Source organism: Variovorax endophyticus (genome assembly GCF_025376855.1).
GTDB lineage: Bacteria > Pseudomonadota > Gammaproteobacteria > Burkholderiales > Burkholderiaceae_C > Variovorax.
The window spans coordinates 20,486-47,134 of sequence record NZ_JAHUTH010000040.1 but is presented as its reverse complement, the minus strand read 5'-3'; the positions used below and the strand labels follow the sequence as shown (position 1 = coordinate 47,134).

Genomic DNA, 26,649 nt, shown 5'->3' with positions numbered 1-26,649 from the left:
CGGCAGCCGCGTCACCTGAAGCGACCCGAAGGAGACAAAGCAATGCAACGAGACAAGATCGAACCGTTCCTGCCCCTGAATGCCGCCCGCCGGCGCCAACTGCTCGCGGCCGGCCTGGCGCTGGGCACCGGCGCACTGCCGCGGCTGGCCTTCGCGCAGGACTGGCCCACCAAGCCGGTGCGGCTGGTGGCCGCGCAGGCGCCCGGCTCGTCCAACGACGCCACCGCGCGTGCGGTGGCCGAGTACATGACCTCGAGCCTGGGCCAGGCGGTGGTGGTGGAGAACAAGCCCGGCGGCATCGGCATGATCGCGGCGGACAACGTGGCGCGCTCCCCCGCGGACGGCTACACCCTGCTCATCACGCTGCACAGCCAGCTCGCGCAGGCACCGGTGATGCTCAAGAAGGTGCCGCTCGACACCTCGAAGGACCTGGTGCCGATCGCGGCCTTCAGCACCGGCGTGTCGCCGATGGTGGTGAAGAAGGACCTGCCGGTGAAGAACTTCAAGGAACTGCTCGCGCTCGCGCGCCAGCGGCCGGTGTCGGTGGGCAACTACGGCATCGGCTCGGGCTGGCAGATCATGATGACCCAGCTCGCCAAGCAGACCGGCGCCAGGTTCGACATCGTGAACTACAAGGGCACGGGCCCGATGGTGTTCGACCTGATGGCGGGCAACATCGACATCGGCGCGGGCTCGCTGGCAGGCCTGGGCCCCGGGATCCAGAAAGGCAGCTTCCGGCCGGTGCTGGTGATCTCGGGCGGGCGCTCGGAGAAGCTGCTGCCCGGCATTCCGACCTGGGCCGACGAGGGCTTCACCGGGCCCGCGTTCGAGAACCTCACCGAGTGCAACATGATCCTGGGCCCCGCGGGTCTTCCGGCCGACGTGGTGCGCCGCGTCGCCGATGCCTGCCGCGAATCGGCGTCCAGGTCGGAGGCCGTCAAGAATGTGCTGGCGCAGCTCGGCGTGGAGGAAGCGCCGCTGACGGGCGCCGAACTGCAGCGCTTCATCCAGCGCACCTGGCCCACCTACCAGGCGATGACGAAGGAGCTGGGGCTGCAGGCGCAGTAGCCGCGCGCTGCGCGGGAAGCGGAGGGAACGCCGCGGGCAGCGGCCGGACCGGGATTACCCCCCGGTGACTGGCCCGGAAAATGCATGAGAATTCGCGCACTTTCGACTGCCTCGGCGCTCGCCGCCCCTTCCCGAACGCACCTCATGCTGCCCCTGCGCGACCTCAACGACATGGAAGACCTGTGGGGCCTGCGCAGCGCCGGTGCGCTGATGAACCTGCCGTCGACCGGGGTGTCGGTGCTGCGCTGGACGCGCAAGACGGCCGGGCCCTTCCAGTTCGACATCGAGACCTCGCAGGACTTCATGATGTTCTCGATGGTGCTGCTGCCGATGGACGCCTGCTCGCGCGTGGACGACACGGTGATCTGGGACGGCCCGATCGAAGGCGGCAGCGTGCGGCTGATCGACTCGCGCACCATCGAGCGCACGGGCTTCGAATCGCCCAGCCCCTTCGACCTGCTGCACATCCATTTCTCGCTCGGCGAGCTGCGCGCGACCGCGCGCCGCTTCGGCATCGACTTCGAGGACTTCGAGCCGCGCGACGGCCCGCTGTACCGCGACGACCGCGTGGGCCGCCTGCTCGGCGCGCAACTCGTGGCAGCGCTCGATGCCGACGGCGCGGCCGGGCGCATGTATGCCGACGGCATCGCGCAGTCGCTGGTGGCGCACCTGCTGCGCAGCTACGGGCGCGTGGTCCATGCCGAGGCGCCGCCGGCGCACGAAGGCCTGCAGGCGGCCTTCGACCACGTGGAGCGCCATCCGCACGAGCCGCTGAGCGTGGCGCGGCTCGCGCGCCTGGCCGAGATGAGCGAATTCCATTTCGCGCGCCGCTTCAAGCAGCGCTACGGGCTCACGCCGCACGCGCACCTGGTGGCGGCGCGGCTGCGGCTGGCCAAGGCCGACCTGGCCTTCTCGGACAAGAACATCCTGCAGATCGCCATGGACTGCGGCTTCTCCGACTCCAGCCATCTCGCGCGGCTGTTCCGCCGCACCGAGGGCATGACGCCGCAGGTCTACCGGCAGGCCCGGCGCCAGTAGCGGACCGCGCCACCGCGCGCTCCCGCCGGCCCGGCAGCAAGAACATGCTGTCCGCCGCGCAGGATTGACCGAGACGGCCTGCCCCCTCGCTCGAAAGAATCGCCCTCGCCATCCGGCTTCTCCGGGTGATGTTCGAGGAGATTCGAGTGACAGCAGCAACTGCGATGCAGGACAGCACGCCGGGCGTCGAGGCCGGCGACGAGATCGCGGCCGGACTCCGGCTGCGCGGCGGCACCGAGAAGGCGCGCGCCACGCGGCGCGACCGCGGCGAAGGGCCGTTCGAGCGGCTGGTGCTGCGCGGCGCCACGGTGATCGACGGCACCGGCGCGCCGCCCTGGGGGCCGGTGGACATCGTGATCGAGCGCGACCGCATCGTCGAGATGCGCAGCGTGGGCGCGCCGCGCCTCGCCATCGATCCGGCCGGGCGCCCGGCTTCGGGCCGACACGAGATCGACTGCCACGGCAAGTTCGTCACGCCGGGCTTCGTCGATGCCCATGCCCACATCGGCTCGCCCTTCGTCAGCCGCGATGCGCCGCCGGCCGACTACGTCTACAAGCTGTGGCTGGCGCATGGCGTGACCACGGTGCGCGAGATGGGCTGCTTCAACGGCCTGGGCTGGACCCTGGACCAGCGCGAGCGCGCGGCCGCCGGCACCATCGCGGCGCCGCGCATCCTCGCGCACGCCTACTTCCCGGCCGTCAACGACATCCTCAAGACCCTGCACACGCCGGCGCAGGCGCGCGACTGGCTGGGCCGGCTCAAGGCGCGCGGCGCCGACGGCGTGAAGTTCTTCGGCGCGCCGCCGGCCCTCATGCAGGCCGCGCTGGCCGAGTGCGCGAGCCTGGGCCTGCGCAGCGGCTGCCACCATGCGCAGATGGCCGTGACGCGCATGAACGCGCTGACCACCGCGCAGTGGGGCCTGACCAGCGCCGAGCACTACTACGGCCTGCCCGAGGCGCTGTTCGAGGAGCGCGTGGTGCAGAACTACCCGGCCGACTACGACTACGGCGACGAGTACTTCCGCTTCTCGGTCGCGGGCCAGACCTTCGGCCAGGCCGCGCAGCCCGGCAGCGCCACCTGGCGCAACGCGATGGACCGCTTCCTCGAACTCGGCTTCGCCTTCGTGCCCACCTTCGGCATCTACGACGCCAACCGCGACCTGATGCGCACGCGCCGCGCCGACTGGCACGACGACTACACCTGGCAGGCCTACTGGGACAACTTCCAGCCCTACCGCGGCGGCCACGGCTCGTACTGGTACCGCTGGTCGACGAAGAACGAGATCGAGTGGAAGGAGAACTACCGGCTCTGGATGCGCTTCATCAACGAGTACAAGAACCGCGGCGGCCGCGTCTGCGCGGGCAGCGACTCGGGCTTCATCTTCCAGCTGTTCGGCTTCGGCTTCGTGCGCGAGCTCGAGATGCTGCAGGAGGCCGGCTTCCATCCGCTCGAGGTGATCCGCGCCGCCTCGCTCGAGGGCGCGCACCTGCTGGGCATCGAGGCCGACTGCGGCAGCCTCGAGGTCGGCAAGCGCGCCGACCTGCTGGTGCACGACCAGAACCCGCTCGAGGACTTCAAGCTGCTCTACGGCACCGGCGCGATGCGCCTGAACGACGACAGCCGGCGCGTGGAGTGGCAGCGCGGCCTGAGCCGCACCATCGCGGGCGGCATCTGCTACGACACGGCCGAGCTGCTGGCCGACGTGCGCGCGATGGTCGCGGACAACCGCACCGAGGCGGCCACGGCATGAATCCGGCGAGCGACTTCCATCCGGTGCCGATCGAACTGACCGTGCTCACCGGCTTCCTCGGCAGCGGCAAGACCACGTTGCTGTCGAGCTACCTGCGGCTGCCGCAGGCGGCCGACACGGCCGTGATCGTCAACGAGATCGGCGAGGTCGACCTCGACGGCGCGGTGCTCGCCGCCACCGCCGCCAAGGTGCCGATGGCCTTGCTGAGCAACGGCTGCGTGTGCTGCGCGATGGGCGGCGACCTGCCCGGCACCATCGCGGCGCTGATCGAGGAGCGCGAGACGCGCTGCCTGCCGCCGCTCGCGCGCATCGTGCTCGAGACCACCGGCCTCGCGCGGCCCGGACCGGTGCTGCGCAGCCTCGGTCCGCTGGCCGCGCACCTGCGCGCGCAGGTGGTCGCCACCTTCGACTGCGTGCGCGGCGAGTCCCTGCTCGCGCTGCCCGAGGCGGCCGCACAGATCGCGGGCGCGCAGCGCATCGCGCTGACGCGGCAGGACCTCGCGCCCGCGGGCGCCACCGAGGCGGCACGCGCACTGCTCGCGCGGGTCAATCCACTGGCCGAACTGGTGGCCGAGCCGACGGCGGGAGCGCGCGCACTGGCCGCGCTCGCACCGCCGGCCGCGCGTTCGCCGATGCCCGAACTGGCCGTGTCGGACGACGCGCCCGCGCACAGCGACATCCACACCGCGCTGTGCCGCTTCGCCGCGCCGGTGGAACGCGAGGCGCTCGCCGAATGGCTCGACAACCTCGCGGGCCTGTGCGGCGAGCGTCTGCTGCGCGTCAAGGGCTTGGTCGCGGTGCGCGGCGAGCGGCTGCCGCTGCTGGTGCAGTGCGTGGGCACGCTGTTCGCCCCGCTGCTGCCGTTCGCGGGCACGGCGAACGGCTCCTTCCTGGTCGTGATCGTGCGCGGCACGCGGCTCGACGAACTGCGCGAGCTGCAGCCGCCGCTGCCAATCGCCGTGCACGCGGCCACGCGGCCGAATGCGATCGGCCGGCCGCTGTCGGCCGTGCTCGAGGAAAGCTGCGCATGAGGCCCACCACCGTCGCGCGCCGGTTGCTGGTGGGCGCCACCTATGCCGCGATGCTGCTGCCGCTGGTCACCGTGGCCTGGCTCAGCGTGTTCGCGCAGCCGATCATGAGCTTCCCGCCCGAGGGCTATTCGCTGCACTGGTACGCCAATGCCTGGAGCAAGCCGCAGTTCGCAAGCAGCTTCGTGCTGTCGTTGCAGCTGGCGGCGATCTCGGCGCTGCTCGGCGTGGGCACCGGCACGGCGGCGGCCTATGCGATCGAGCGCGGTCGGTTCCGCGGCCGGCGCGCGCTGTCGGCGCTGCTGCTGTCGCCGCTGGCCTTTCCGGGCGTGGTGCTGGGCACCGGCATCTACGTGTTCTTCGTGCGCGTGGACAACGCCATCGACCTGCAGATCGTCGCCACGCTGCCGGGCCTGATCGCCGCGCATGCGCTGCTGGCGATTCCGTGGACGGTGCGCCTGGTCTCGGCCAGCCTGCAGGGCCTGGGCCGCGCGCCCGAGGAAGCCGCGGCCAACCTGGGCGCGCGCCCGCTCACGGTGTTCCTGCGCGTCACGCTGCCCTCGATGCGCGCCGGCATCGTGGCCGCGGCGGTGTTCAGCTTCATCGCCAGCTTCGAGAACCTCGAGATGACGATGATGCTCACGGGCCCCGGGTACGCCACCCTGCCGGTGGAAATGCTGAGCTACCTCAACTTCAACATGGACCCGACGCTGGCCGCGGTCGGCACGGTGCAGACCGTGCTGATCGCCGTGCTGCTGCTGGTCGCCGATCGTTTCGTCAGTCTGTCCCGGGTGACCTCTTGAGCCATCTCCATCTCGACAACCTCCAGTGCACCTACGACCGCACGGTCGCGGTGCGCCATCTCGACCTGCGCGTGGCCCAGGGCGAACTGCTCGCGCTGCTCGGCCCCTCGGGCTGCGGCAAGAGCACCACGCTGCGCATGGTGGCCGGCTTCGTGCCGCCGAGCGCGGGCCGCATCCTGTTCGGCGAACGCGACGTGACGCATGCGCCGCCGCATGCGCGCGACACCGGCATGGTGTTCCAGGGCTATGCGCTGTTCATGCACATGAGCGTGGCCGAGAACGTGGCCTTCGGGCTGCAGATGCGCAAGGTGCCGCGCGCCGAGCAGGCCGCGCGCGTGAAGGAAGCGCTGCGGCTGGTGCAGCTCGAGCACCTGGCCGAGCGCCGGCCCGCCGCGCTCTCGGGCGGCCAGCAGCAGCGCGTGGCGCTGGCGCGCGCGCTGGTGGTGCGGCCCGCGGTGTTCCTGCTCGACGAGCCGATGTCGAACCTCGACGCGCGGCTGCGCACCGAGGTGCGGCTCGAGATCCGCGCGCTGCAGCAGCGCCTGGGCCTCACCACGCTGCTGGTGACGCACGACCAGGAAGAAGCGCTCACCACCGCCGACCGGCTGGCCGTGATGGACCATGGCCGGGTGCGGCAGGTCGGCACGCCGCAGCAGGTGTACGAGCAGCCGGTCGACCAGTTCGTCGCCAACTTCATCGGGCGCTGCAACCTGGTGCCGGGACGGCTCGAGGCGCCCGGTGCTTTCCGCGCGGGCGCGCAGCTGCTGCCCTGCGCCACCGCGGCGACGCAGCCGCGCGCGACCGGCGAGCTCGCGCTGATGGTGCGGCCCGACCGCATCCGCATCGCCGAGGCCGGCGCGCCCGGCCTGCCGGCGCGCGTGAAGCTCGGCACCTACCTGGGCGGCACGACCGAGTGGCACTTCGAGACCGAGGTCGGCCCGGTCTCGGTCGCGCAGCCCAGCGTGCCGGCACGGAGCACTCCCGCGATCGGCGAGCGCGTGAGCCTGCAGTGGTCGGCGGAGCACGCGCTGCCCCTGCCCGCGGATGCCACGGCTTCCTGAGCTTCCCTTTCCCTTTCCCTCTCTCCACTCCGATCATGTCCATGCATTCCACACGCCGTTCCCTGCTGCTGGCCGCAGCCTCGCTGCCGCTGGCCACGGCCCGCCCCGCCCTGGCCGCCGTCGGCGGCCGCGTCGTAGTCGCCACCTGGGGCGGCGACTACGGCGACCTGCTCGGCAAGCATGTCGAGCAGCCGCTGCTCAAGCCGCTGGGCATCGAGGCGGTGCAGAGCGTGGACGACGGCCCGCCGCGCAAGGCCAAGCTGCTGGCCGAGCGCAACGGCCGCCGCGGCAGCCTCGACGTGGTGTCGATGGTCGACTTCGAGGCCAGCGGCCTCGCGCAGCTGGGCCTGTTCGAGACGCTGACCGAGGCCAACGTGCCGAACGCGAGGAACGCCATCGCCGCGCTGCGCCAGCCGCAGGCGCTGCCGCACATCTACTCGGGCCTGGTCATCGCCTACAACCCCGCGAAGATCAAGGCGGCGCCGAAGTCGCTCGCCGACCTCTGGGACCCGAAGTACAAGGGCCGCGTCGGCTTCGCCGACATCCTGTTCCCCTACAACATCGCCGCCGCCTCGCTCGCGGCCGGCGGCACGCTGGGCGACCTCGCGCCCGGCATGGCCAAGCTCGGCGAGATGAAGGCGCTGGCGCCCAAGATCTTCGCCACCAACGAGGCGGTGGCGCAGGCGCTCAAGGCCGAGGACATCTGGATCACCCTGGCCTGGCGCGCCCGCGTCCACCAGTGGCGGCGCGCCGGCGTGAGCGTGGCGGCGGCCGTGCCGGCCGAGGGCATCGTGCCGACCACCTTCACCGCCTCGGTGCCCAAGAACAGCCAGCAGAAGGACAACGCCTTCGCCTACCTGAACGCCATGCTCGATGCCGGCGCGCAGTCGGCCTTCGCCGAGCGCATGGGCTACGTGCCCACCGTCACCAATGCGAAGCTGCCGCCCGAGCTGGCCGCGCAGATCGCCTTCACGCCCGAGGAGCAGTCGCGCTTCAAGGTACCCGATTTCGGCTACTTCGCGCAGGCGATGCCGGCGCTGCAGCAGTACTGGTCGCGCGACTTCAAGGCGGCCTGAGCGATGCGTCTTTTGACCCTGCCCGCCATCGCGATCGTGCTGGCGCTGATGGTGGCGCCGATGGCGATGCTGCTGCGCTACTCGCTCAACCTCTACACGCCGACCGAGCTGATGGTCGAGGCCTTCACGGCGCGCAACTACGTGCAGCTGTTCGCCGACCCGTACTTTCGCGAGGTGCTGGGGGTGACGCTGAAGGTGGCCGCGCTGACCACGGGCATCGCCCTGCTGCTCGGCCTGCCTGCCGGCTACACGCTGGCGCGCATGCCGCGGCGCTGGAAGATGTGGCTCACGCTGGCCACCATCCTGCCGCTGATGGTGGGCAACGTGGTGCGCTCGGCCGGCTGGATGGCGCTGCTGGGCAACAGCGGGCTGTTCAATGCGCTGGCGCAATGGAGCGGATTGGCGCGCGAGCCGCTGCAGCTGATGTTCCACCAGCCCGCGGTGGTGGGCGTGATGGTCACGATCGTGCTGCCGCTGATGGTGATGACGCTGGCCAGCGTGATCGAGGGCATTCCGCGCAACGTCGAGGAGGCCGCGGCCAACCTCGGTGCGCGGCCCTTCACCGCCTTTCGCCGCGTGGTGCTGCCGCAGGCCATGCCGGGCGTGATCGCGGGCATGTCGCTGGTATTCATCCTCTGCATGAACGCCTATGCCACGCCGGTGCTGATCGGCGGGCCGCGCTTTCGCATGATGACGCCCGAGATCTACCAGCAGTTCGTCGGGCTCAACAACTGGCCCTTCGGCGCGGCGCTGGCCTTCATGCTGCTGGCGGTGACGCTGGTCGCGGTGCTCGGGATCGGGATGGCGCTGCAGGCCGGCCTCAGGCCCGCAAGGCCGACAGCGCCCGCAGCCGCCGATGCGCCTCGCCCTGCGCATCGACCGGCGACTGGTTCTTCGCCTGCAGGTAGTGGTGGGTGAAGACCGCGAGGTAGGCGTCGAGGATCTGCGCGGCCAGCGCGTCGCCGGCCAGTTCCATGCACAGGCTCGCGACCTCGCTGGTGCAGAGGTGGTCGTCGCGGCCCGACTGGCGCAGCCGGTACTGCGTGCTGCGCGCGAGCACCGGGCTCAGCACCGGCAGCTGCGCGAGGTAGGCGCTGCGCCGGAACATCTTGCGCCCCTCGGCCCAGGTGCCGTCGAGCAGCACGAACAGCGGGCGCTTCGCGGGGTGGCCCTGCGAGGCCTCGGGCGGCGCGACGGTCTCCACCACCCGCGCGGGCGCGGCGTACTGCCCCGGAAACACCACGTACGGCTGCCATTGCGGATCGGCCAGCAGGGCCAGCAGCGCGGGATCGGCGTCGGTGCGCGACCAGCCGAAGGCGAAGGTGTCCTCGACCACGTCGGCGATCAGCCAGCCGGTGTTGCTGGGCTTGAGCGCCTCGATGTCGCCCATGATCAGGCAGACGCCCGCGCGCGTGGCCATCGAGGGCCGCAGCGCGCACAGGCAATGGCTGGGCGCGAGCCGGCAGCCGGCGCAGCGTTCGCGCTTGAAGCCGCCACGGGCCAGGAAGGGTTTGACGCTGCGCGCGAGGCGTTCGGCGCGCAGCAGGGAGACGGCGTGGGGCATGCGCCGATTCTCGGGCATGCCCGCATGCCGGCCGGTCTTCAACCGGCCTTGAGGAACACGTCGTGATCGGGGGCGAAGTTGGCGTGCAGCGGCAGCATCGCGCCGCCCAGCGCGCAGGCTTGTGCGCCGACGCGGCCGCCATGCAGCTGCGGGCGCCACAGGCCCTCCCAGTTGCAGCCGTCGAGCGCGGCGCGCGTGGCCTCGAGCAGCGCCTGCTGCAGTGGGCGCGACATCGAGCCGTCCATCACCACGTCGGCCAGGTCGAGCATCGCGGTGCCGCTCGCGATCGCATGGGCCAGCGCCTCGGCGGCCGAGGCGAGCCAGGCCGCGGTGGCGTCGGCAAACGGCGGCTGCAGCGCGCGCTCGTCGTAGGCCGCGTCGGGGTCGACACCCTCGCGCTGCAGCCGCTGCTCGAGCTCCCACAGCGAGGCCTCGGCGATCAGCTGCGGCGGCGCCGCGTCGGCATCGCCATCGCGCTTGGCGCCGCGCACGCGCTGCATCGGCAGCGAGGCGAGCGCGCCCGCATTGCCGTGCGCGCCGCCATGCAGGTGCGAGTTGAGCACCAGGCCGCCGCCGACGAAGGTGTCGACGAACACGTAGAGAAAGCTCTTCAGGTCGTGGCCGCGCCCGCTCACCAGCTCGGCCACGCAGGCCGCGACCGTGTCGCGCGCGAAGATCACCGGCAGGTCGGTGCGCTGTCGCACCTCAGCGCCCAGGTCCATGCCGTTCCACAGGTCGGACTGCGCCTTCGACAGCCCGAGCGTGCGGTGCCAGCCGCCGAGCAGGAACGGCGCGGCGAGCCCCACGCCGACGGTGCGCGCGGCCAAGGGTCCCAGGCCGTCGCGCAGCCGGTGGGTGTGCTGGGCAATCGCGGGCAGCAGCGCGTCGGCGTCGGGAAAGTCGTAGGCCATCGCATGGCGCTCGCGCACCCGGGCCGTGAAGTCGATCAGCAGCCACTCGGCGCCGCGCCGGCCGACCTTGACGCCGATCGCGAAGGCGCCGTCGGGGTTGAGCGCGAGCGGCACCGAGGGCTGGCCGATGCGGCCGCGCACGCGGCTCTGCTTGACGATCAGCCCGTCCTCCTCGAGCCGCGCGGTGATCAGCCCGATGGTCTGCGCGCTCAGGCCGGTGAGGCGCGCGAGGTCGGCCTTGGGCAGGCTGCCGTGCACGCGCAGCGCCTGCAGCACGGTGCGCTCGTTGAACTGGCGCATGCCGACCTGGTTGGAGCCGCGCGGGCGCAGCAGGTCGGGCATGCGCGCGGCGGGCGCGGCATCAGGCATGCGCCTCCGCGGGCAAGGCGCTCGGCGGCATGGCGCCGGTCATCACGGCCACGGTGTCGCTCATGCTGATCTTCTTCGGATCGAGCACGGCGGCGCGCTTGCCCAGGCGCGCGACGTGGATGCGGTCGGCGACCTCGAACACGTGCGGCATGTTGTGGCTGATCAGCACCACGGGCAGGCCGCGGTCGCGCACGCGGCGGATCAGCTCGAGCACCATGTTGCCCTCCTTCACGCCGAGCGCGGCGGTGGGCTCGTCCATGATGACCACGTGGCGCGCGAAGGCCGCGCTGCGCGCCACCGCCACGCACTGGCGCTGGCCGCCCGAGAGGGTCTCGACCGCCTGCGTCATCGACTGGATGCCGACCTTGAGGTCGGCCATGCGGGCCGTGCTCTCCAGCAGCATCCTCTTCTTGTCGAGCATGCGCAGCACGTTGCCGAGGAAGCCGGGGCGGCGCAGCTCGCGGCCGAGGAACAGGTTCTCGTAGATGGTCATCGCGGGCGCGACGGCCAGGTCCTGGTAGACGGTCTCGATGCCGGCCCGCCGCGCATCGAGCGGATTGCGGAACTGCACCGGCTGGCCGTCGAGCAGGATCCGGCCCTCGTCGGGCACGATCGCGCCCGACAGTGCCTTGATGAGCGAGGACTTGCCCGCGCCGTTGTCGCCGATCACCGCGAGGATCTCGCCCTCGCGCAGCTCGAAGTCGACGCCGTCGAGCGCGGTGACCTGGCCGTAGCGCTTCACCAGGCCCTGGGCCTCCATCACCACCTTCGGGTTCGTCACGGCGTTCATCAGCGGGCCCCCTTGCGCGAGAGCTGGTCGGCCGCCACCGCGAGGATCACGAGCACGCCCGTCACCAGCACCTGGTAGATCGACGACACGCCCATCAGCGTGAGGCCGTTGCGGAACACGCCCACGATCAGCACGCCGATCAGCGAGCCCAGCACGATGCCGCGGCCGCCGAACAGGCTGGTGCCGCCCAGCACCACCGCCGTGATGGCGTCGAGGTTCTCGGTCTGGCCCGCGTTCGGGTCGCCCACGCCGGTGCGCGCCACCGACAGCAGCGAGGCGATGCCGTAGAGCACGCCCGCGGCCACGTACACGCCCAGCAGCACGCGCTGCGTCGGGATGCCGACCAGCCGCGTGGCCTCGGCGTTGTTGCCCACCGCGTAGACGTGGCGCCCGGCGCCGGTCTCGCGCAGCACGAACCAGGCGAGGCCGTAGAGCGCCACCATCAGCACCGAGCCCCACGCCACCTCGGCGCTGCCGATGGTGAAGGTGGTGCCCAGGCCCGTGAGGCCGGCCGGCAGGTCGGTGATGGTCTGCGAGGACGAATACAGCTGCGTGATCGCGAAGGCGATGTTGAGCGTGCCCAGCGTCACGATGAAGGGCGGCAGCTTGATGCGCGTGACCAGCAGGCCGTTGAGCAGGCCGAACAGCGTGGTCACGCCGATGCCGCAGAGGATGGCCACCGGCACCGGCAGGCCGAGCTCGGTGGCGAACTTGCTCATGATGATGCCGCCCAGCGCCATCACCATGCCGCACGACAGGTCGATGCCGGCCGTGAGGATGATCAGCGTCTGGCCGATCGCGATCACGCCCACCACCATCACCTGCTGCAGGATCAGCGAGAGGTTGCCGCCGGTGAGAAAGCGGTCGGACTGGGTCGCGAAGAAGATGCAGGCACCCAGCAGGGCCAGCCACGGCCCGAGGGCGCCCCACGGGATGTGGTGCGTTGCGGATTTCGCCATCGATGTGCCTCCCCGGGGCGGGTTGGTTACTTCTTGCCCCAGCACAGCTCGGCACCGGTCTTGGTGTCCTTGCTCTCGACGCCGGCCACGCTCTTGCCCGCGATCAGGGTCACGCCGGTGTCGACGTAGCCCGAGGCCTTCTTGCCGGTCTTCGCGAATTCGACGCCCGCGGCCACGCCCATCGCGGCCATCTTCAGCGGGTACTGCTGCGAGGTCGCGGCGATGATGCCGGCGTTGGTGTCCTTGATGCCCTGGCAGCCGCCGTCGACGGAGACGATCAGCACGCCCTTCTCCTTGCCCGCGCGCTTGAGCGCGTTGTAGGCACCGGCCGCGGCGGGCTCGTTGATGGTGTAGACCAGGTTCACGTCGGGCGCCTTCTGCAGGCAGTTCTCCATCACGGTCTGGGCCTTGGCCTGGTCGCCGAAGCTGTCGGCCATGCAGACGATCTCGGGCGCCTTCGACAGCTCGTTCGACTTGGCGTCGTTCGCGGCCAGCCCGAAGCCCTTCATGAAGCCGTTGTGGCGCTGCGCGCCCACCGGGTGGCCCGGCAGCAGGTCGAGCGCGACGATCTTCGGCGTCTTGCCGGCCATCGCGGCCTTGGCGTATTCGCCGATCAGCACGCCGGCCGTGTAGTTGTTGGTGGCGAACAGCGCGTCGGTGGCCTCGGGCGGATCGGCCGGGCTGTCGAGCGCGATCACCATGATCCCCTTGTCGCGCGCCTTCTTGATCGCCGGCACGATGGCCTTGGCGTCGCTCGGCGTGATCAGGATGGTCTTGGCGCCGGCCGCGATCATGTTCTCCATGGCCGTGATCTGCCCCGCGTTGTCGCCGTCGGCCTTGCCCGCGCCCGACAGCAGCTTGGCGCCGAGCTTCTTGGCCTCTTCCTGCGCGCCCTCCTTCATCTTCACGAAGAAGGGGTTGGTCTCGGTCTTGGTGACGAGGCCGATCACCGGTTCGCCGGCGGCGAAGGCGGTGGAGGCGGCGACGGACGCGGCCGCCAGGGCCAGGATGCAGCGGATGCGGGGCATGGTTGTCTCTCCTTGGGCGGGCGGCTGGATCGGACCGCCCCGTGGTTCTCGGGATCCGGCCCGTTCGCCATGCGGATGGCGTCGCCGGCCGGGCGCCAGCGGACTATCGGCCAAGGAAACGACTAAATCAAGTTGGTTTAGTTATCGAAAACCCGCACAGGAAGCATCAAGGATTCGGCTCGCGGCGATGGATCTGGACGCCTGTCAAACAAAACAGTTACTTGCATTTACTCACATTACCGACAGAATGACCCAGCATTTGGAGGTCAAGCACGCGTGAGTGGCGAGGTCGTCGAACTGCTGAGAACCCAGCCCGAAATCGCGCTGTTCCTCGTGCTCGCCATCGGCCATGCCGTCGGCGCCATCCGCTTCGGACCGATCCAGCTCGGCGGCATCTGCGGCACCCTGATCGCCGCGCTGGTGGTCGGCCAGCTCGGCATCCGGGTCGACGACAGCGTGAAGAACGTGTTCTTCATGCTCTTCATCTTCGCGCTCGGCTATGCGGGCGGCCCGCAGTTCTTCGCCAACCTCGACGCCAAGGGCCTGCGCCTGGGCCTCTTGTGCCTCGTCGAGGTGGTGGCGGTGCTCGCGCTGGTGCTGGGCGCCACCGTGCTGCTGTCGCTCGACCAGGGCACGGCCGCCGGGCTGATGGCCGGCGCGGCCACCGAGTCGGCGGTGGTGGGCACGGCCACCGACGCGATCTCCAAGCTGGGCCTGCCGGCCGCGGACATGCAGCAGCTGCAGGCCAACGTGGTCACGGCCTACTCGATCACCTATGTGTTCGGCTTGATCGCGATCGTGGTCTTCACGAGCCAGGTGTTTCCGCTGCTGCTGCGCGTGGACCTGCGCGCCGAGGCCGATCGCCTGTGGAAGACCATGGGCGGCGGCGATGATCCCGGCGCCGCGAGCGCGGTGCCCGAGATGGTCGGCCGCGTGTTCGAGGTGACGACCGGACGCGGCCGCTCGATCGGCGAGCTGGCCACGATCCTCGGCGGCCAGGCCCACGTCGAGCGCGTGCTGCGCGCCGGCCAGAGCCTGGCGGTGGAGCCCGCGCTGCGGCTGCGTGCCCACGACCGGGTGCTGGCCATCGGCCGGCGCGCGGCGCTGGTCAACGTGGCCGAGCTGCTGGGCCGCGAGTTCGCCGACACCACGGCCTTCGACGCGGTGGTCGAGACCACCGAGGCGGTGTTGAACCGGCGCGAATGGTTCGGCCGCGAGCTGCGCGAGCTGGCCGCGGCGCTGCCGCCCTCGGTGCAGGTCACGGGCGTGGCGCGCGACCGCCATGCGATGCCGCTGCTGGGCGAGCTGCGGCTCGCGCGCGGCGACGTGCTCCAGCTCTACGGGCCGGTCGACGAGGTGGCGCGCGCGCTGCCGCTGGCCGGCGACCGGGTGCTGGCCTCGACGCGCAGCAACATCAGCTTCGCGGCCGCGGGCATCCTGCTCGGCGTCTTCATCGGCGGCTTCAGCGTCAAGCTCGGCGGCATCCCGTTCTCGCTCGGCACCGGCGGCGGCGCGCTGCTCACCGGCCTGGGCTTCGGCTGGTACCAGGCGAAGAACCCACACCGGCTCAGCGTGCCGCCCGATGCACTGGCGCTGATGAAGGACCTGGGCCTGGCCACCTTCATCGCCTGCGTCGGCCTGGCCTCGGGGCCGCAGGCGCTGGCGCTGATCAAGAAATTCGGCGTGGCGCTGCCGCTGGTCGGCGTGGCCGTGGCGGTGGTGCCGGCGAGCCTGTCGCTGTTCGTCGGCCACCGGCTGCTCAAGCTCGAGGCGCCGGTGCTGCTGGGCGCGATCGCGGGCCAGCAGTGCAGCACGCCGGCCCTCAGCGCGGTGCAGAACGCGGCCGGCAATGCCACGCCGCTGCTGGGCTACACCATCACCTATGCGATCTCGAACGTGGTGCTGCCGCTGATGGGACCGCTGATCGTCGCGCTGGCCGGGCTGGTGCAGCACGCGGCGAAATGAATTCGAAACCTCGAAGGAGCTGATCCATGGAATGGCTGCACGAAACATTCAAGAAGTCGCCCGAGATGGCGCTCTTTCTCTCGCTGGCGGTCGGCTACTGGATCGGCAAGATCAAGTTCGGCAAGTTCCAGCTCGGCGGCGTGGCCGGCTCGCTGCTGGTGGCGGTGATCGTGAGCCAGGTCGGCGTGCAGGTCGATGCCGGCGTGAAGGCGGTGCTGTTCGCGCTCTTCATCTACGCGGTGGGCTTCGAGAGCGGCCCGCAGTTCTTCAGCTCGCTGGGGCGGCAATCGATCAAGGAGATCGTCCTGGCCGCGGTGATGGCGGCCACCGGCCTGGCCACGGTGGTGGTCATGGCCAAGTGGTTCGGGCTCGACAAGGGCCTGGCGGCCGGCGTGGCGGCCGGCGGCCTCACGCAGTCGGCCATCATCGGCACGGCCGGCGACGCGATCGCCAAGCTCGGCCTCGACGCGGCCGAGACCGCGCGGCTGCAGGCCAACGTGGCGATCGGCTATGCCGTGACCTACGTGTTCGGGTCCTTCGGCGCGATCATCGTCTGCGTCAACCTGCTGCCCAAGTTCATGGGCCGCACCATCCGCGACGACGCGATCGCGGCCGAGACCGCGATGCAGGCCGGCGTGAAGGTGCTCGGTGCCGACCAGGAGGAAGCTGCGCCCTCGCTGGTGGGCCGCATCTACGAGCTCACGGCCGATCCGCAACGCACCGTGGCCGACATCGAGAACGCCGACCCGGCCACCACCATCACCATCGAGCGCGTCAAGCGCGACGGCCGCTTCGTCGAGGTCAACCCCACGCTCGCGCTGCGCCGCGGCGACATCGTGCTGGCCGTCGGCCGGCGCGACGCGGTGGTGGCGAGCGCGCCGCTGCTGGGCAAGGAGGTCTACGCGGTCGAGGGCATGGAGCTCACCATGCACAAGCGCGACATCGTGCTGGCCAACAAGGACTTCGAGCGCAAGACCGTGGCGCAGATCCGCGAGGCCACCGCGGGCGGCGTGCGCCACGGCATCGTCGTGGTGCAGCTGAGCCGCATGGGCCAGGTGCTGCCGATGCAGCCCGACACCGTGGTGCAGGCCGGCGACGTGGTCACGATCTTCGGCGCCGAGCAGGACGTCAAGCGCGTGGCCGCGATCGTCGGCGACGTGATCGTGCCGAGCGCCAAGACCGACTTCGTCTACCTCGGCGCGGGCCTGGTGGTCGGCCTGCTGGTGGGCCTCTTGAGCGTGAAGATCGGCAGCATCCCGCTCACGCTCGGCGCCGGTGGCGGCGCCCTGCTCTCGGGCCTGCTGTTCGGCTGGTACCGCGCGCGGCGCCAGACCTTCGGCGCGCTGCCGACCAGCGCCGTGCAGCTGCTCAAGGACCTGGGCCTGGCCGGCTTCGTGGTGGTGGTGGGGCTGTCGTCGGGACTGCAGGCGGTACAGACCGTCAAGGAGCACGGGCTCACGATCTTCGGCGTGGGCGTGGTCGTGACCATCGTGCCGATGATCCTCACGATGCTGTTCGGCCGCTACGTGCTGCGCTATGCCAACACCGCGATCTTCGCGGGCGCGCTCAGCGGCTCGCGCAGCGCCAACCCGGCTTTCGGCGAGGTGCTCGACAAGGCCGAGAACTCGATTCCCACCGTGCCCTTCGCGATCACCTACGCGCTGGCCAACGTGTTCCTCACGCTGCTCGGGCCGCTGATCGTCGCGCTGGTCTGAGCGCACCCCCTCCCTTCCTCTCTCTTCTTCCTTTCCTGCCTTACCCACAACCAAGGAGCCTTTCCATGGATTTCGGCGACGTGAAAAAACTCAGCGGCCTGAGCCCCTTCGAACTCAAGGACGCGCTGATCCAGGTGGCCAGCCAGGGCGACCGCCTGATGCTCAACGCAGGGCGCGGCAATCCGAACTTCCTCGCGACCACGCCGCGCCACGGCTTCTTCGCGTTCGGCGAATTCGCCATGACCGAGAGCGAGCGCTCCTTCGTCTACATGGAGGGCGTGGGCGGCTTCCCGCAGCGCGAGGGCATCGAGGCGCGCTTCGAGATCTTCACCAAGGCCAACGCGGGCCGGCCCGGCGTGCGCTTCATCGAGGCCGCGGTGTCGTACGTGCGCGACCAGCTCGGCCTGTCGGCCGGCGACTTCATCTACGAGATGTGCGAGGCGATCCTGGGCTGCAACTACCCGGTGCCCGACCGCATGCTGCGGCTCAGCGAGATCATCGTGGGCCAGTACATCCACAAGGAGATGATCGGCACCCACCCCTTCGTGGGCAGGTTCGACATGTACGCGGTGGAAGGCGGCACCGCCGCCATGACCTACCTGTTCAACAGCCTGCGCGAGAACGGGCTGCTCGAGCCCGGCGACACCATCGCGCTGGGCATGCCGATCTTCACGCCCTACATCGAGATCCCGCACCTCAACGACTACCAGCTGATCGAGGCGCTGATCGACGCACCGTCCGAGAACGGCTGGCAGTACACGAAGAAGGAGCTGCAGAAGCTGCTCGACCCGAAGGTCAAGGCCTTCTTCCTGTGCAACCCGAGCAACCCGCCCTCGGTGAAGATCAGCGACGAGGTGCTCGGCGACATCGCCGACATCGTCAAGCAGCGGCCCGACCTGATCATCCTGACCGACGACGTCTACGGCACCTTTGCCGACGACTTCCGCTCGCTGTTCGCGATCTGCCCGCGCAACACCATCCTCGTGTATTCGTTCTCCAAGTACTTCGGTGCCACCGGCTGGCGCATGGGCGTGGTGGCCACGCACGAGGACAACGTGCTCGACCACCAGATCGCGGCCCTGCCCGAGGCGGCGCTGAAGGAACTCGACGCGCGCTACAGCTCGATCACCACCGAGCCGCGCCGGCTCAAGTTCATCGACCGGCTGGTGGCCGACAGCCGCACCGTGGCGCTCAACCACACGGCCGGCCTGTCGACGCCGGTGCAGGCGCAGATGGTGATGTTCTCGCTGTTCTGCCTGATGGACGAACCCGAGGCCTACAAGCACGCGATGAAGCGCATCGTGAAGCGGCGCAAGGAGGCGCTCTACCGCGAGCTCGGGCTGCCGCTGTCGGCCGACCCGAACTCGGTGAGCTACTACCACCTGCTCGACCTGCAGGAGATCGCCACCCAGATGTACGGCGAGCGCTTCGGCGCCTGGATCGTGACCCAGCTGCAGCCCAACGAGGCGCTGTTCCGCATCGCCGAGGAGACCGGCATCGTGCTGCTGCCGGGCCGCGGCTTCGGCGGCAAGCACGCCTCGGGCCGGGTCTCGCTGGCCAACCTCAACGAGTACGACTACGCCAACATCGGGCGCTCGCTGCGCAAGCTGGCGTCGGAGTACTTCGCGCGCTTCGAGCAGCAGTCGGGCAAGGCCAGGCGCAGCAGCGATCCGGCGGTGTCGGCGGTGGTGGTGAAGCCGCAGAAGGCGGCGAAGGCCAAGGGCGGCAAGAAGAAGTAGGCTGCGAGGACCGACCGCTTCGCGCATGGCCTGGATCCTGGTCGCCGCCGCTCTCTGCACCGCCCTCCACCTGGGCGCCATCGCGCTGGCGGCGATGCGCTTCGGCATCCCGATCCGGGAGATCCATTACGGCTGGGGCCCGACGCTGCTGCGCATCGGCCCGCTGCGGATCAAGCCGCTGGTGTTCGCGGGCTCGGTCGTGCTCAAGGACGGCGGGGCCGAAGGGCTCGAGGGCGATGCCAAGCGCGATGCCTTCGACAGCCAGCCGCGCACGACGCGGCTGCTGATCGGCTGCGCCGGGCCGTTCGCGCTGCTGACGCTCGCGCTGCTGGTGTCGCCCTTCGACGGCCTCGGGCAGGTCGGCAGCGGTTTCGTGCAGTACGTCGAGGGCGCGCTGTCGCCATTCGGGCAGGCGCAGCGGCTGCTGCGGCTCGCGGCCGAGGCGGCCGGCGGCCTGGACTTCGTGCCGCTGCTCGGCCTGGTCGCGGCGAAGACCGCCGCCTTCAACCTGCTGCCGCTGCCCGGCAGCAACGGCGGTTTCCTGCTGCAGGCCCTGTTCGAGCGCACGGCACTGGCGCGGCGCTGGCCGCCACAGGCCACGCAGGCAGCGCTGCTGCTGTTCCTGGGCTCGATGCTGTCGTGGCTGCTGGCCCTGGCGATCTACCTCGGGCCCTTGCTGGTTTGACCGCGCATCACGCCGGGCTGGCAGCCCGCCGCGCCCCAGCCTCCAGCCGCATCACCTTCCACGCGCACAAGGTCCCCGCCACCGCGAGCAGCGCCGCCAGCGCGAACATCGTGCGGTAGCCGAAGGCCTGCGCCACCGCGCCGCCCAGCAGCACGCCGAGCACGCCGCCGAAGCCGTAGCCGATGACGGTGAACAGCGCCTGGCCACGTCCGCGCAGCCGGCCCGGGAAGCGGCGCGACACCACGGCGATGCAGGTGGTGTGGTGGGCCGCGAAGCTCAGCGCGTGCAGCCACTGGGCCACGACCAGCGCGGCGATCCAGCCGCCGAGGCCGGCGGTCAGGCCCAGCCGCGCGACGGCCGCGATGCCGCACACCAGCATCCAGCGCGGCATCGGCAGCAGGCCGATCAGCCGGCCCTGCAGGAAGAACCAGACGATCTCGGCCACCACCGACAGCGCCCACAGCAGGCCGATGGTGCTCTTGCCGTAGCCGAGCGAATCGAGGTAGAGCGAGAAGAAGGCATAGACCGAGAAGTGCGACATCACCTGGAAGAACAGCGCCGCGAAGAACCACTGCACGACGCGGTTGCGCAGCACCGGGCCGATGGGTTCGCCGGGCGCGTCGTGCGCGGCCACGGGCTCGCGGCTGTCGGGCAGGCGCAGGGTGGCGAGCAGCACCACGGCCAGGGTGCCGGCTGCCCAGGCCGGGAAGTGCTTCATGCCGAAGCGGTCGAACCACTCGCCCGCGACGAACACGGTGACCAGGAAGCCGGCCGAACCGCACAGCCGGATGCGCCCGTAGCGGCCCCAGTCGCCGGCCACGAGGTGCGCCATGGCGGCCTCGGTCAGCGACATCATCGAGCTGGTGTGGGTGAACATCAGCAGCAGCACCAGCGCGAGCCACCACGCGCCGCCGTTCCACCACAGGCCGAAGGAACTGAGCAGCGCGATCGCCGCGCTGATGCGCAGCAGCAGCACGCGCTGGCCCGTGTGGTCGCTGAGCGCCCCCCAGGCATAGGGCGCGAACACGCGCGTGACCGACTGCACCGAGGCCAGCAGGCTGATGGTGAAGATCGGCAGCCCCAGGTCCTTGAGCCACAGCGGCAGGTAGGGATTGAAGAAGCCGATGTGCGCGAAATAGCTGGCCGACAGGCCAGCGAACGCCAACAGGTGGCCGCGCCCGGCCACGGGTGGCGGCGTGGACACTAGAGGAAGGACGCCTGCGGCGACGTGGCCTGGGTCTTCTCGTTGTCGCCCTGCACGTCACCGCACTGGGCGCGGTGGCGCAGCGCATGGTCCATCACCACCAGCGCGAGCAGCGCCTCGGCGATCGGCGTCGCGCGGATGCCCACGCAGGGATCGTGGCGGCCCTTGGTGACCACCTCGACCGGGTTGTTGTTCACGTCGATCGACTGGCGCGGGCTGATGATCGAGCTGGTGGGCTTGATCGCGATGCTGACCTCGAGGTCCTGCCCCGAGCTGATGCCGCCGAGGATGCCGCCCGCGTTGTTGCTCAGGAAGCCGGTCGGCGTGATCGAGTCGCCATGGGTGGTGCCGCGCTGCGTCACGCTGTCCCAGCCGGCGCCGATCTCGACCGCCTTCACGGCATTGAGGCCCATCATTGCGTAGGCGATATCGGCATCGAGCTTGTCGTAGAGCGGCTCGCCGAGGCCGACGGGCACGCGGGTGGCCGTCACGCGCACGCGCGCGCCGCAGGAGTCGCCGGCCTTGCGCAGCCGGTCCATGTAGTCCTCGAGCGCGCTCACGTCGGCGATCGGCGCGAAGAAGGGATTGTTCGGCACGTGGTCCCAGCTCTCGAAGGGGATCGCGATCTCGCCGATCTGCGTCATGCAGCCGCGGAACACCATGCCGAATTTCTCGGCCAGCCACTTCTTGGCGACCGCGCCGGCCGCGACCGTGGGCGCGGTGAGCCGGGCCGAGGAGCGCCCGCCGCCGCGCGGGTCGCGAATGCCGTACTTCCTGTGGTACGTGAAGTCGGCGTGGCCCGGGCGGAACTGCTGGGCGATCTGGCCGTAGTCCTTGCTGCGCTGGTCGGTGTTCTGGATCAGCAGCGCGATCGGGGTGCCCGTGGTCTTGCCTTCGTACACGCCCGAGAGGATCTGCACCGCGTCGGGCTCGTTGCGCTGGGTGACGTGGCGGCTGGTGCCGGGACGGCGGCGGTCGAGGTCGGCCTGGATGTCGGCTTCGCTCAGTGCCATGCCCGGGGGGCAGCCGTCGATCACGCAGCCGATGGCCGGGCCGTGGGATTCCCCGAAATTGGTGACCGCGAAGAGATGTCCGAAGGTGTTGCCGCTCATGGGCGGGGATTATCCCCCGCAAAGCGGGGCCGGACGGCGCGGCGCCCGAATGCCCGAGGGCAACGCCCGCGCGGCCTATTCGGTGGCGCCCTCGAGCCGACGCGCCAGCGCGCCGAGCTGAAGCTCGATCGAGAACAGCCGCTCGTTGAGCACCGCGGTCTGCAGCCGGATCGCCTCGACGATCGCGCGGGCCTGCGGATCGGGCGTGTTGTCGACCAGCTCCGCGAGGTCGTGCAGCTTCTTGCGCAGTTCGTTGCTCATGGACTCTCCGTGGGGTTCGTTCGGTGACGCGGCCAGTATGGGCCCGGCCCGGCCTCAGGGCAACGCATCGGCCGCGGCGGGCCGGGTTTGTCCCGAGCGGCGCATGACCACGGCCAGCAGCCCCGCGATGGCCAGCAGCACCACCACGCCGATGCCGGCCATCAGGTGCAAGCCGCGCAGCAGCGCCGTGCGCGCATCGGCCAGCAGTTCGGCACCGGCCGCGCCGCCGAGCTGCCCGGCCAGCGCCACGGCACCGCCGAGCGTGCTGCGCGCGGCCTCGACCGCGGCGGCGTCGCCGAGCGAGGCCGGCACGGCGTCGGCCATCATGGCGCGGTAGACCGCCGCGCCCACGCTGCCGAGGATGGCGATGCCCAGCGCGCCACCGAATTCGGAACTGGTTTCCGAAATCGCCGAGGCCACGCCCGCGCGCTCGGGCGGCGCGCTGCCGACCACCAGGTCGGTCGACAGCGTGAACACCACCGCCAGCCCGAGCGAGGACACGACCATGCTGCCCACCAGCAGCGCCAGGCCGCCCTGCACCGGCAGCGCGACCAGCAGCGCGAAGCCCAGCGCCGCGACCACCAGTCCGCCGGTCATCGCATGCACCGGCCGCACGCGCCGCGTGAGCGCGGGCGCCGCCATCGAGCCCACGATGAAGGCGCCCGCGCTGGGCACGCTCCACAGGCCGGCCTGCAGCGGCGACAGCCCGAGCACCATCTGCAGGTACTGGGCCTCGTAGAGGAACAGCCCGAACATCACGAAGCACGACAGCATGTAGGCGCCCAGCGCCACGCTGAAGGCCGGCGCGCGGAACAGCCGCAGGTCGATCATCGGGTTGGCCAGCCGTCGCTGGCGCCGCACGAACAGCCAGCCGATGGCCAGCCCCACCGCGATGGCGGCGAGCGACAGCGCGCTCGCGCCGTGCTCGGCCGTCTGCTTCACGCCGTAGATGGCCGGCAGCACCGCGCCCAGCGACAGCGCCACGCTCGCGAGGTCGAGCCGCGCGGCCTCGGGGTCGCGGTATTCGGGCAGCAGCACGGGGCCGAGCACCAGCAGCAGCACCATCACCGGCACGCCGACCAGGAACACCGAGCCCCACCAGAAGTATTCGAGCAGCACGCCGCCGACCACCGGGCCGATGACCGCGCCCGCCGAGAAGCTCGAGATCCAGACGCCGATGGCCAGCGTGCGCTGACCGGGATCGAGGAACATGTTGCGGATCAGCGAGAGCGTGGACGGCGCCAGCGTCGCGCCGGCCACGCCGAGCAGCGCGCGGGTGGCGATCAGCATGTTGGCGCTGCTCGAGAAGGCCGCCAGCACCGAGGCCAGGCCGAAGGCCACGGCGCCGATCAGCAGCAGCCGGCGCCGCCCGATGCGGTCGCCCAGCGTGCCCATGGTGACCAGCAGGCCCGCGACCAGGAAGCCGTAGATGTCGACGATCCACAGCAGCTGCGCCGCCGTGGGCTTGAGTGCCTCGCTGATCGCGGGGATCGCGAGGTTCAGCACCGTGAGGTCCATCGAATAGAGCATGCACGGCAGCGCGATGACGGCCAGGCCGGTCCATTCGCGCACCGTGGCGCGCGGCGGCGCGGCGCCGCTCATCGAGGGCCCTCGGGGCCGGGGCCGAACGAGAGGATCGGCCGCAGCTCGATGCTGCCGTTGCGCGCGGACGGGATGCCGGCCGCGATCCGCAGCGCTTCCTCCTCGCTGCCGGCCTCGACCAGGTAGAAGCCGCCGAGCTGTTCGCTGGTCTCGGCGAAGGGGCCGTCGGTCACGGACAGCCGGCCGCGGCGCATGCGCACGGTGGTGGCGGTCTCGGCCGGCTGCAGGGCCTCGGCCTCGACCAGCTGGCCGCGCGCGCGCAACTGCGCGTCGTAGTCGATGTGTTCCTGGATGTAGTGCGCCATGTCGAGCGGCGGAGCCTCGGTTTCGTAGATCAGGCAAAGGTACTTCATGCGGCATTCCCCTCGGCGGCGTCCATGCTCTGGATCGGACGGACTTCGATGCTGCCGTGGCGCGCCATGGGGATGTGGCCCGCGAGCTGGATCGCGACGTTGAGGTCGCGCGCCTCGATCAGGATGAAGCCGCAGAGCTGCTCGCGCACCTCCGCGAACGGCCCGTCGACGTGCGAGGCCTTGCCGTCGCGCACGCGCACGACCTTGGCGGACCTGGCGCTCGCCAGCACGTCGGCGGCGATGAAGTGGCCGTTCTTCTCGAGCTCGCGGTCGTAGGCCATCGAGTCTTCGTCGAGCGCGCGCCGCTCGTCCGGCGACAGGGTGGCGAACAGGGCCGGGTCGCAGTGGACGAGGCAGAGGTATTTCATGCGGAATCTCCTTTCGGATGGAATGAGGACACCACTGGTCGATCGGCGAGGCGCCGGATCGACATGCGGGCGCAACAAACTGCAAATATTTCTAGCCGGGCAAGGACGCCAGTTGCCGCGCGAGGAACTGGCGCTCAGGCTGCTGCCGGGCCAGCGCGAGCGCGCGCTCGTAGGCGCCGCGCGCCTCGCCGAGCCGGCCGAGGCGGCGGCACAGCTCGGCCCGCGCGCCATGCGCGAGGTGGTAGTCGGCCAGCTCGCCGCGCGCGAACAGCGCATCGACCAGCGCCAGGCCCGCGGCCGGGCCGTCGCGCATCGCGATCGCGGCCGCGCGGTTGAGTTCGGCCACGGGCGAGGGATCGAGCCGCAGCAGCACGTCGTAGAGACCGACGATCTGCGCCCAGTCGGTGGCCTCGGCACGCTCGGCCTCGGCATGGACCGCGGCGATCGCCGCCTGCAGCGCATAGGGGCCGAAGCGGCGCGAGCGCAGCGCGCGCTCCACCAGCGCGGCGCCCTCCTCGATCTGCGCGCGGTGCCAGAGGCCGCGGTCCTGCCGGTCGAGCAGCACGATCTCGCCCTGCGCCGAGGTGCGCGCGGCACGGCGCGCATCGTGCAGCAGCATCAGCGCCAGCAGGCCCAGCGCCTCGGGCGCGGCCTCGGCGTCGGGCAGCAGCTCGACCAGCAGCCGGCCGAGCCGGATCGCCTCGGCCGAGAGGTCGGCGCGCGTCAGGCTCTCGCCCGAGGAAGCCGCATAGCCCTCGTTGAAGACCAGGTAGACCACGCGCAGCACCGCATCGAGCCGTTCGGGCAGCTCGGTGCGCGTGGGCACCTGGTAGGGAATGCGCGCGTCGCGGATGCGGGCCTTGGCGCGCACGATGCGCTGCGCGATGGTCGGCGCGGGCACCATGAAGGCGCGCGCGATCTCCTCGGTCGCGAGTCCGCAGACCTCGCGCAGTGTGAGCGCCACCTGGGCATCGGGCGAAAGGGCCGGATGGCAGCAGGTGAAGACCAGCCGCAGGCGGTCGTCCTCGAGTTCGTCGGTGTCGGCGTCCCAGCCCGGCGCGGGGTCGGCCAGCGCCTCGGCGCGTTCGGCCGACTCGTCCCAGGGCGAGAAGCACGCCTGGCGCCGCAGGGCGTCGATCGCCTTGAAGCGCCCGGCCGACACCAGCCACGCGCGCGGGTTCGCGGGCACGCCCTGCGCCGGCCACTGCTCGAGCGCGGCGCGGAAGGCCTCGTGCAGCGCCTCCTCGGCGCGGTCGAAATCGCCGAGCAGGCGCACCAGCGTGGCGAAGATGCGGCGCGATTCGCCGCGGTAGACCGCCTCGAGCGTGGCGCGCACCGGGTCCGTCATGCGGCGGGTTCCGGCCTGCCCAGCCAGCGTTCGAGCCGCACCATCGAACCGGTCCAGCCATGCTCGTGGCCCTCGCGCGCGGCCTGGTCGAAGAACTGCTCGTGCAGCAGCTCGAGCTCGCAGCCGGTGCCGGCCGCATCGGGCTCGATGCGCACCGTGACGCGCGATTCGCGCTCGGGCGTGCTGCGCCAGGCCCAGCTGAAGACCAGCCGGCGCTGCGGCACGATCTCGAGGTAGGTGCCGCTGACGTCGTGCGTCTCGCCGTCGGCCGCGAGCATCGCCACGCGGAAGCGCCCGCCCACGCGCAGGTCGACCTCGGCATGCGGCACCGCGACGATCTCCTCGGGGCCGAACCAGTGCTTCAGCGCCTGCGGGTCGGTCCACGCGCGCCAGACCTTGTCGGGCGCGACGGCGTAGTGGCGGCGGAGGGTGAGGGAGGGACGTCCGGTGTTGGGGCTGGCAGGTTCCGCCATTCGGTTTGCTCCTGGTGGTAGAGAAAGCGCGCCAAGGCATCGAGGCGCCCGGTCCAGAACTTCTCGTAGCGCGACAGCCACACGGCGGCCTCCTGCATCGGCCGCGGCGAAAGCTCGCAGCGCACGACCCGGCCTTCCTTCGTGCGCGAGATCAGCCCCGCGTCCTCGAGCACGCGCAGGTGCTTCATGAAGCCCGTGAGCGACATCGCATGCGGCGCGGCCAGCTCGGTCACGCTGAGGCTGCGCTCGCCCAGGGTCTCGAGCACCGCGCGGCGCGTCGAGTCGGCGAGCGCGGCGAACACGGCATCGAGGTCGGCGGGCGCGGCGGCATCTGAGTGAACCATGCGGTTGAGTATCTGGAGCCCGCGCGCCAGCGTC

General features: G+C 70.9%; 26 protein-coding genes. 12 read left to right on the top strand and 14 right to left on the bottom strand.

From position 1 onward, the window contains the following. Nucleotides 1-42 precede the first annotated feature (42 nt). The 8 genes from KV106_RS35705 (at nucleotide 43) to KV106_RS35670 (ending at nucleotide 8,743) form a co-directional block, all read left to right on the top strand. Nucleotides 43-1,068: a Bug family tripartite tricarboxylate transporter substrate binding protein gene (locus KV106_RS35705; protein WP_261216513.1), complete on the top strand. Its 1,026-nt coding sequence runs from the start codon at nucleotides 43-45 to the stop codon at nucleotides 1,066-1,068. A 144-nt stretch (nucleotides 1,069-1,212) separates the two neighbouring features. Next, a complete protein-coding gene (locus tag KV106_RS35700) occupies nucleotides 1,213-2,106 on the top strand; it encodes a helix-turn-helix domain-containing protein (RefSeq protein ID WP_177239591.1) in 894 nt (297 codons plus the stop codon). A 146-nt stretch (nucleotides 2,107-2,252) separates the two neighbouring features. Next, nucleotides 2,253-3,857 (top strand): amidohydrolase family protein, encoded by a 1,605-nt coding sequence (locus KV106_RS35695; RefSeq protein WP_314733664.1) that lies wholly within the window; start codon nucleotides 2,253-2,255, stop codon nucleotides 3,855-3,857. Next, nucleotides 3,854-4,888 carry a CobW family GTP-binding protein gene (locus tag KV106_RS35690; RefSeq protein ID WP_261216511.1) on the top strand — a complete coding sequence of 345 codons (1,035 nt, stop codon included), beginning with the start codon at nucleotides 3,854-3,856 and terminating at the stop codon, nucleotides 4,886-4,888. Before KV106_RS35695 ends, KV106_RS35690 begins: the two co-directional genes overlap by 4 nt. Then, the gene (locus tag KV106_RS35685; protein WP_057593600.1) at nucleotides 4,885-5,688 is read left to right on the top strand and encodes an ABC transporter permease; all 804 of its coding nucleotides are present in this window, start codon (nucleotides 4,885-4,887) and stop codon (nucleotides 5,686-5,688) included. Before KV106_RS35690 ends, KV106_RS35685 begins: the two co-directional genes overlap by 4 nt. After that, on the top strand, nucleotides 5,685-6,749 hold the full coding sequence (locus KV106_RS35680) for an ABC transporter ATP-binding protein (RefSeq protein WP_261216509.1): 1,065 nt from the start codon (nucleotides 5,685-5,687) through the stop codon (nucleotides 6,747-6,749). Before KV106_RS35685 ends, KV106_RS35680 begins: the two co-directional genes overlap by 4 nt. Nucleotides 6,750-6,790: 41 nt before the next feature. Beyond that, nucleotides 6,791-7,825 carry an extracellular solute-binding protein gene (locus KV106_RS35675; RefSeq protein WP_261216508.1) on the top strand — a complete coding sequence of 345 codons (1,035 nt, stop codon included), beginning with the start codon at nucleotides 6,791-6,793 and terminating at the stop codon, nucleotides 7,823-7,825. 3 nt (nucleotides 7,826-7,828) lie between these two features. Continuing rightward, nucleotides 7,829-8,743: an ABC transporter permease gene (locus KV106_RS35670; protein WP_261216507.1), complete on the top strand. Its 915-nt coding sequence runs from the start codon at nucleotides 7,829-7,831 to the stop codon at nucleotides 8,741-8,743. Here KV106_RS35670 and KV106_RS35665 read toward each other — a convergent pair. The 5 genes from KV106_RS35665 to KV106_RS35645 are packed head-to-tail and all read right to left on the bottom strand — an operon-like array spanning nucleotide 8,646 to nucleotide 13,446. Further along, on the bottom strand, nucleotides 8,646-9,389 hold the full coding sequence (locus tag KV106_RS35665) for a tRNA-uridine aminocarboxypropyltransferase (RefSeq protein WP_261216506.1): 744 nt from the start codon (nucleotides 9,387-9,389) through the stop codon (nucleotides 8,646-8,648). The genes KV106_RS35670 and KV106_RS35665 overlap by 98 nt on opposite strands. 38 nt (nucleotides 9,390-9,427) lie before the next feature. Then, nucleotides 9,428-10,669 (bottom strand): ROK family transcriptional regulator, encoded by a 1,242-nt coding sequence (locus tag KV106_RS35660; protein ID WP_261216505.1) that lies wholly within the window; start codon nucleotides 10,667-10,669, stop codon nucleotides 9,428-9,430. After that, complete coding sequence (locus KV106_RS35655) at nucleotides 10,662-11,459, bottom strand: ATP-binding cassette domain-containing protein (RefSeq protein ID WP_261216503.1); 798 nt, start codon at nucleotides 11,457-11,459, stop codon at nucleotides 10,662-10,664. Before KV106_RS35655 ends, KV106_RS35660 begins: the two co-directional genes overlap by 8 nt. Continuing rightward, nucleotides 11,459-12,418, bottom strand: coding sequence for an ABC transporter permease (locus KV106_RS35650; protein WP_261216501.1), 960 nt, complete (start codon nucleotides 12,416-12,418; stop codon nucleotides 11,459-11,461). Before KV106_RS35650 ends, KV106_RS35655 begins: the two co-directional genes overlap by 1 nt. A 26-nt stretch (nucleotides 12,419-12,444) precedes the next feature. Then, complete coding sequence (locus KV106_RS35645) at nucleotides 12,445-13,446, bottom strand: sugar ABC transporter substrate-binding protein (RefSeq protein WP_203201689.1); 1,002 nt, start codon at nucleotides 13,444-13,446, stop codon at nucleotides 12,445-12,447. A gap of 276 nt (nucleotides 13,447-13,722) precedes the next feature. Here KV106_RS35645 and aspT (KV106_RS35640) point away from each other — a divergent pair, with 276 nt between their 5' ends. The 4 genes from aspT (KV106_RS35640) (at nucleotide 13,723) to KV106_RS35625 (ending at nucleotide 19,550) form a co-directional block, all read left to right on the top strand. Further along, entirely contained in the window at nucleotides 13,723-15,411 is a 1,689-nt protein-coding gene (aspT, locus tag KV106_RS35640; protein ID WP_261216498.1) for an aspartate-alanine antiporter, read from the top strand. Between the two features lie 26 nt (nucleotides 15,412-15,437). Beyond that, nucleotides 15,438-17,126 (top strand): aspartate-alanine antiporter, encoded by a 1,689-nt coding sequence (aspT, locus tag KV106_RS35635; RefSeq protein WP_261216496.1) that lies wholly within the window; start codon nucleotides 15,438-15,440, stop codon nucleotides 17,124-17,126. Between the two features lie 65 nt (nucleotides 17,127-17,191). Next, on the top strand, nucleotides 17,192-18,865 hold the full coding sequence (locus KV106_RS35630) for a bifunctional aspartate transaminase/aspartate 4-decarboxylase (RefSeq protein ID WP_261216494.1): 1,674 nt from the start codon (nucleotides 17,192-17,194) through the stop codon (nucleotides 18,863-18,865). Nucleotides 18,866-18,890: 25 nt separating this feature from the next. Continuing rightward, the gene (locus tag KV106_RS35625; protein ID WP_261216493.1) at nucleotides 18,891-19,550 is read left to right on the top strand and encodes a site-2 protease family protein; all 660 of its coding nucleotides are present in this window, start codon (nucleotides 18,891-18,893) and stop codon (nucleotides 19,548-19,550) included. A 7-nt stretch (nucleotides 19,551-19,557) separates the two neighbouring features. Here the strand turns inward: KV106_RS35625 and KV106_RS35620 are convergent, their stop codons facing one another. The 9 genes from KV106_RS35620 to KV106_RS35580 form a co-directional block, all read right to left on the bottom strand. Next, complete coding sequence (locus KV106_RS35620; RefSeq protein ID WP_057595785.1) at nucleotides 19,558-20,754, bottom strand: MFS transporter; 1,197 nt, start codon at nucleotides 20,752-20,754, stop codon at nucleotides 19,558-19,560. Then, entirely contained in the window at nucleotides 20,754-21,866 is a 1,113-nt protein-coding gene (aroC, locus tag KV106_RS35615) for a chorismate synthase (protein ID WP_057595786.1), read from the bottom strand. The genes KV106_RS35620 and aroC overlap by 1 nt, the downstream gene beginning before the upstream one ends. Nucleotides 21,867-21,941: 75 nt before the next feature. Continuing rightward, nucleotides 21,942-22,127, bottom strand: coding sequence for a hypothetical protein (locus KV106_RS35610; protein ID WP_093355843.1), 186 nt, complete (start codon nucleotides 22,125-22,127; stop codon nucleotides 21,942-21,944). Nucleotides 22,128-22,181: 54 nt separating this feature from the next. Then, on the bottom strand, nucleotides 22,182-23,729 hold the full coding sequence (locus KV106_RS35605; RefSeq protein WP_261216488.1) for an MFS transporter: 1,548 nt from the start codon (nucleotides 23,727-23,729) through the stop codon (nucleotides 22,182-22,184). Further along, complete coding sequence (locus KV106_RS35600; RefSeq protein ID WP_261216487.1) at nucleotides 23,726-24,082, bottom strand: YciI family protein; 357 nt, start codon at nucleotides 24,080-24,082, stop codon at nucleotides 23,726-23,728. The genes KV106_RS35605 and KV106_RS35600 overlap by 4 nt, the downstream gene beginning before the upstream one ends. Beyond that, nucleotides 24,079-24,450, bottom strand: a complete 372-nt coding sequence (locus KV106_RS35595; RefSeq protein ID WP_093355834.1) for a YciI family protein — start codon at nucleotides 24,448-24,450, stop codon at nucleotides 24,079-24,081. Before KV106_RS35595 ends, KV106_RS35600 begins: the two co-directional genes overlap by 4 nt. A gap of 91 nt (nucleotides 24,451-24,541) precedes the next feature. Next, nucleotides 24,542-25,798, bottom strand: coding sequence for an RNA polymerase sigma factor (locus KV106_RS35590; protein ID WP_261216483.1), 1,257 nt, complete (start codon nucleotides 25,796-25,798; stop codon nucleotides 24,542-24,544). Next, nucleotides 25,795-26,271 (bottom strand): SRPBCC family protein, encoded by a 477-nt coding sequence (locus KV106_RS35585; protein ID WP_261216482.1) that lies wholly within the window; start codon nucleotides 26,269-26,271, stop codon nucleotides 25,795-25,797. The genes KV106_RS35590 and KV106_RS35585 overlap by 4 nt, the downstream gene beginning before the upstream one ends. Then, a complete protein-coding gene (locus KV106_RS35580; protein ID WP_261216542.1) occupies nucleotides 26,160-26,615 on the bottom strand; it encodes an ArsR/SmtB family transcription factor in 456 nt (151 codons plus the stop codon). Before KV106_RS35580 ends, KV106_RS35585 begins: the two co-directional genes overlap by 112 nt. Nucleotides 26,616-26,649 lie beyond the last annotated feature (34 nt).

Bases quoted from the DNA above. Each gene is read 5' to 3' on its own strand.
- KV106_RS35625 (WP_261216493.1), top strand. From the start codon at position 18,891: ATGGCCTGGATCCTGGTCGCCGCCGCTCTCTGCACCGCCCTCCACCTG.
- KV106_RS35610 (WP_093355843.1), bottom strand. From the start codon at position 22,127: ATGAGCAACGAACTGCGCAAGAAGCTGCACGACCTCGCGGAGCTGGTC.
- KV106_RS35645 (WP_203201689.1), bottom strand. From the start codon at position 13,446: ATGCCCCGCATCCGCTGCATCCTGGCCCTGGCGGCCGCGTCCGTCGCC.
- KV106_RS35585 (WP_261216482.1), bottom strand. From the start codon at position 26,271: ATGGCGGAACCTGCCAGCCCCAACACCGGACGTCCCTCCCTCACCCTC.
- KV106_RS35675 (WP_261216508.1), top strand. From the start codon at position 6,791: ATGCATTCCACACGCCGTTCCCTGCTGCTGGCCGCAGCCTCGCTGCCG.
- KV106_RS35580 (WP_261216542.1), bottom strand. From the start codon at position 26,615: ATGGTTCACTCAGATGCCGCCGCGCCCGCCGACCTCGATGCCGTGTTC.
- KV106_RS35660 (WP_261216505.1), bottom strand. From the start codon at position 10,669: ATGCCTGATGCCGCGCCCGCCGCGCGCATGCCCGACCTGCTGCGCCCG.
- aroC (WP_057595786.1), bottom strand. From the start codon at position 21,866: ATGAGCGGCAACACCTTCGGACATCTCTTCGCGGTCACCAATTTCGGG.
- aspT (WP_261216496.1), top strand. From the start codon at position 15,438: ATGGAATGGCTGCACGAAACATTCAAGAAGTCGCCCGAGATGGCGCTC.
- KV106_RS35590 (WP_261216483.1), bottom strand. From the start codon at position 25,798: ATGACGGACCCGGTGCGCGCCACGCTCGAGGCGGTCTACCGCGGCGAA.
- KV106_RS35650 (WP_261216501.1), bottom strand. From the start codon at position 12,418: ATGGCGAAATCCGCAACGCACCACATCCCGTGGGGCGCCCTCGGGCCG.
- KV106_RS35600 (WP_261216487.1), bottom strand. From the start codon at position 24,082: ATGAAGTACCTTTGCCTGATCTACGAAACCGAGGCTCCGCCGCTCGAC.
- KV106_RS35700 (WP_177239591.1), top strand. From the start codon at position 1,213: ATGCTGCCCCTGCGCGACCTCAACGACATGGAAGACCTGTGGGGCCTG.
- KV106_RS35655 (WP_261216503.1), bottom strand. From the start codon at position 11,459: ATGAACGCCGTGACGAACCCGAAGGTGGTGATGGAGGCCCAGGGCCTG.
- KV106_RS35630 (WP_261216494.1), top strand. From the start codon at position 17,192: ATGGATTTCGGCGACGTGAAAAAACTCAGCGGCCTGAGCCCCTTCGAA.
- KV106_RS35595 (WP_093355834.1), bottom strand. From the start codon at position 24,450: ATGAAATACCTCTGCCTCGTCCACTGCGACCCGGCCCTGTTCGCCACC.
- KV106_RS35685 (WP_057593600.1), top strand. From the start codon at position 4,885: ATGAGGCCCACCACCGTCGCGCGCCGGTTGCTGGTGGGCGCCACCTAT.
- KV106_RS35690 (WP_261216511.1), top strand. From the start codon at position 3,854: ATGAATCCGGCGAGCGACTTCCATCCGGTGCCGATCGAACTGACCGTG.
- KV106_RS35670 (WP_261216507.1), top strand. From the start codon at position 7,829: ATGCGTCTTTTGACCCTGCCCGCCATCGCGATCGTGCTGGCGCTGATG.
- KV106_RS35605 (WP_261216488.1), bottom strand. From the start codon at position 23,729: ATGAGCGGCGCCGCGCCGCCGCGCGCCACGGTGCGCGAATGGACCGGC.
- KV106_RS35665 (WP_261216506.1), bottom strand. From the start codon at position 9,389: ATGCCCCACGCCGTCTCCCTGCTGCGCGCCGAACGCCTCGCGCGCAGC.
- KV106_RS35705 (WP_261216513.1), top strand. From the start codon at position 43: ATGCAACGAGACAAGATCGAACCGTTCCTGCCCCTGAATGCCGCCCGC.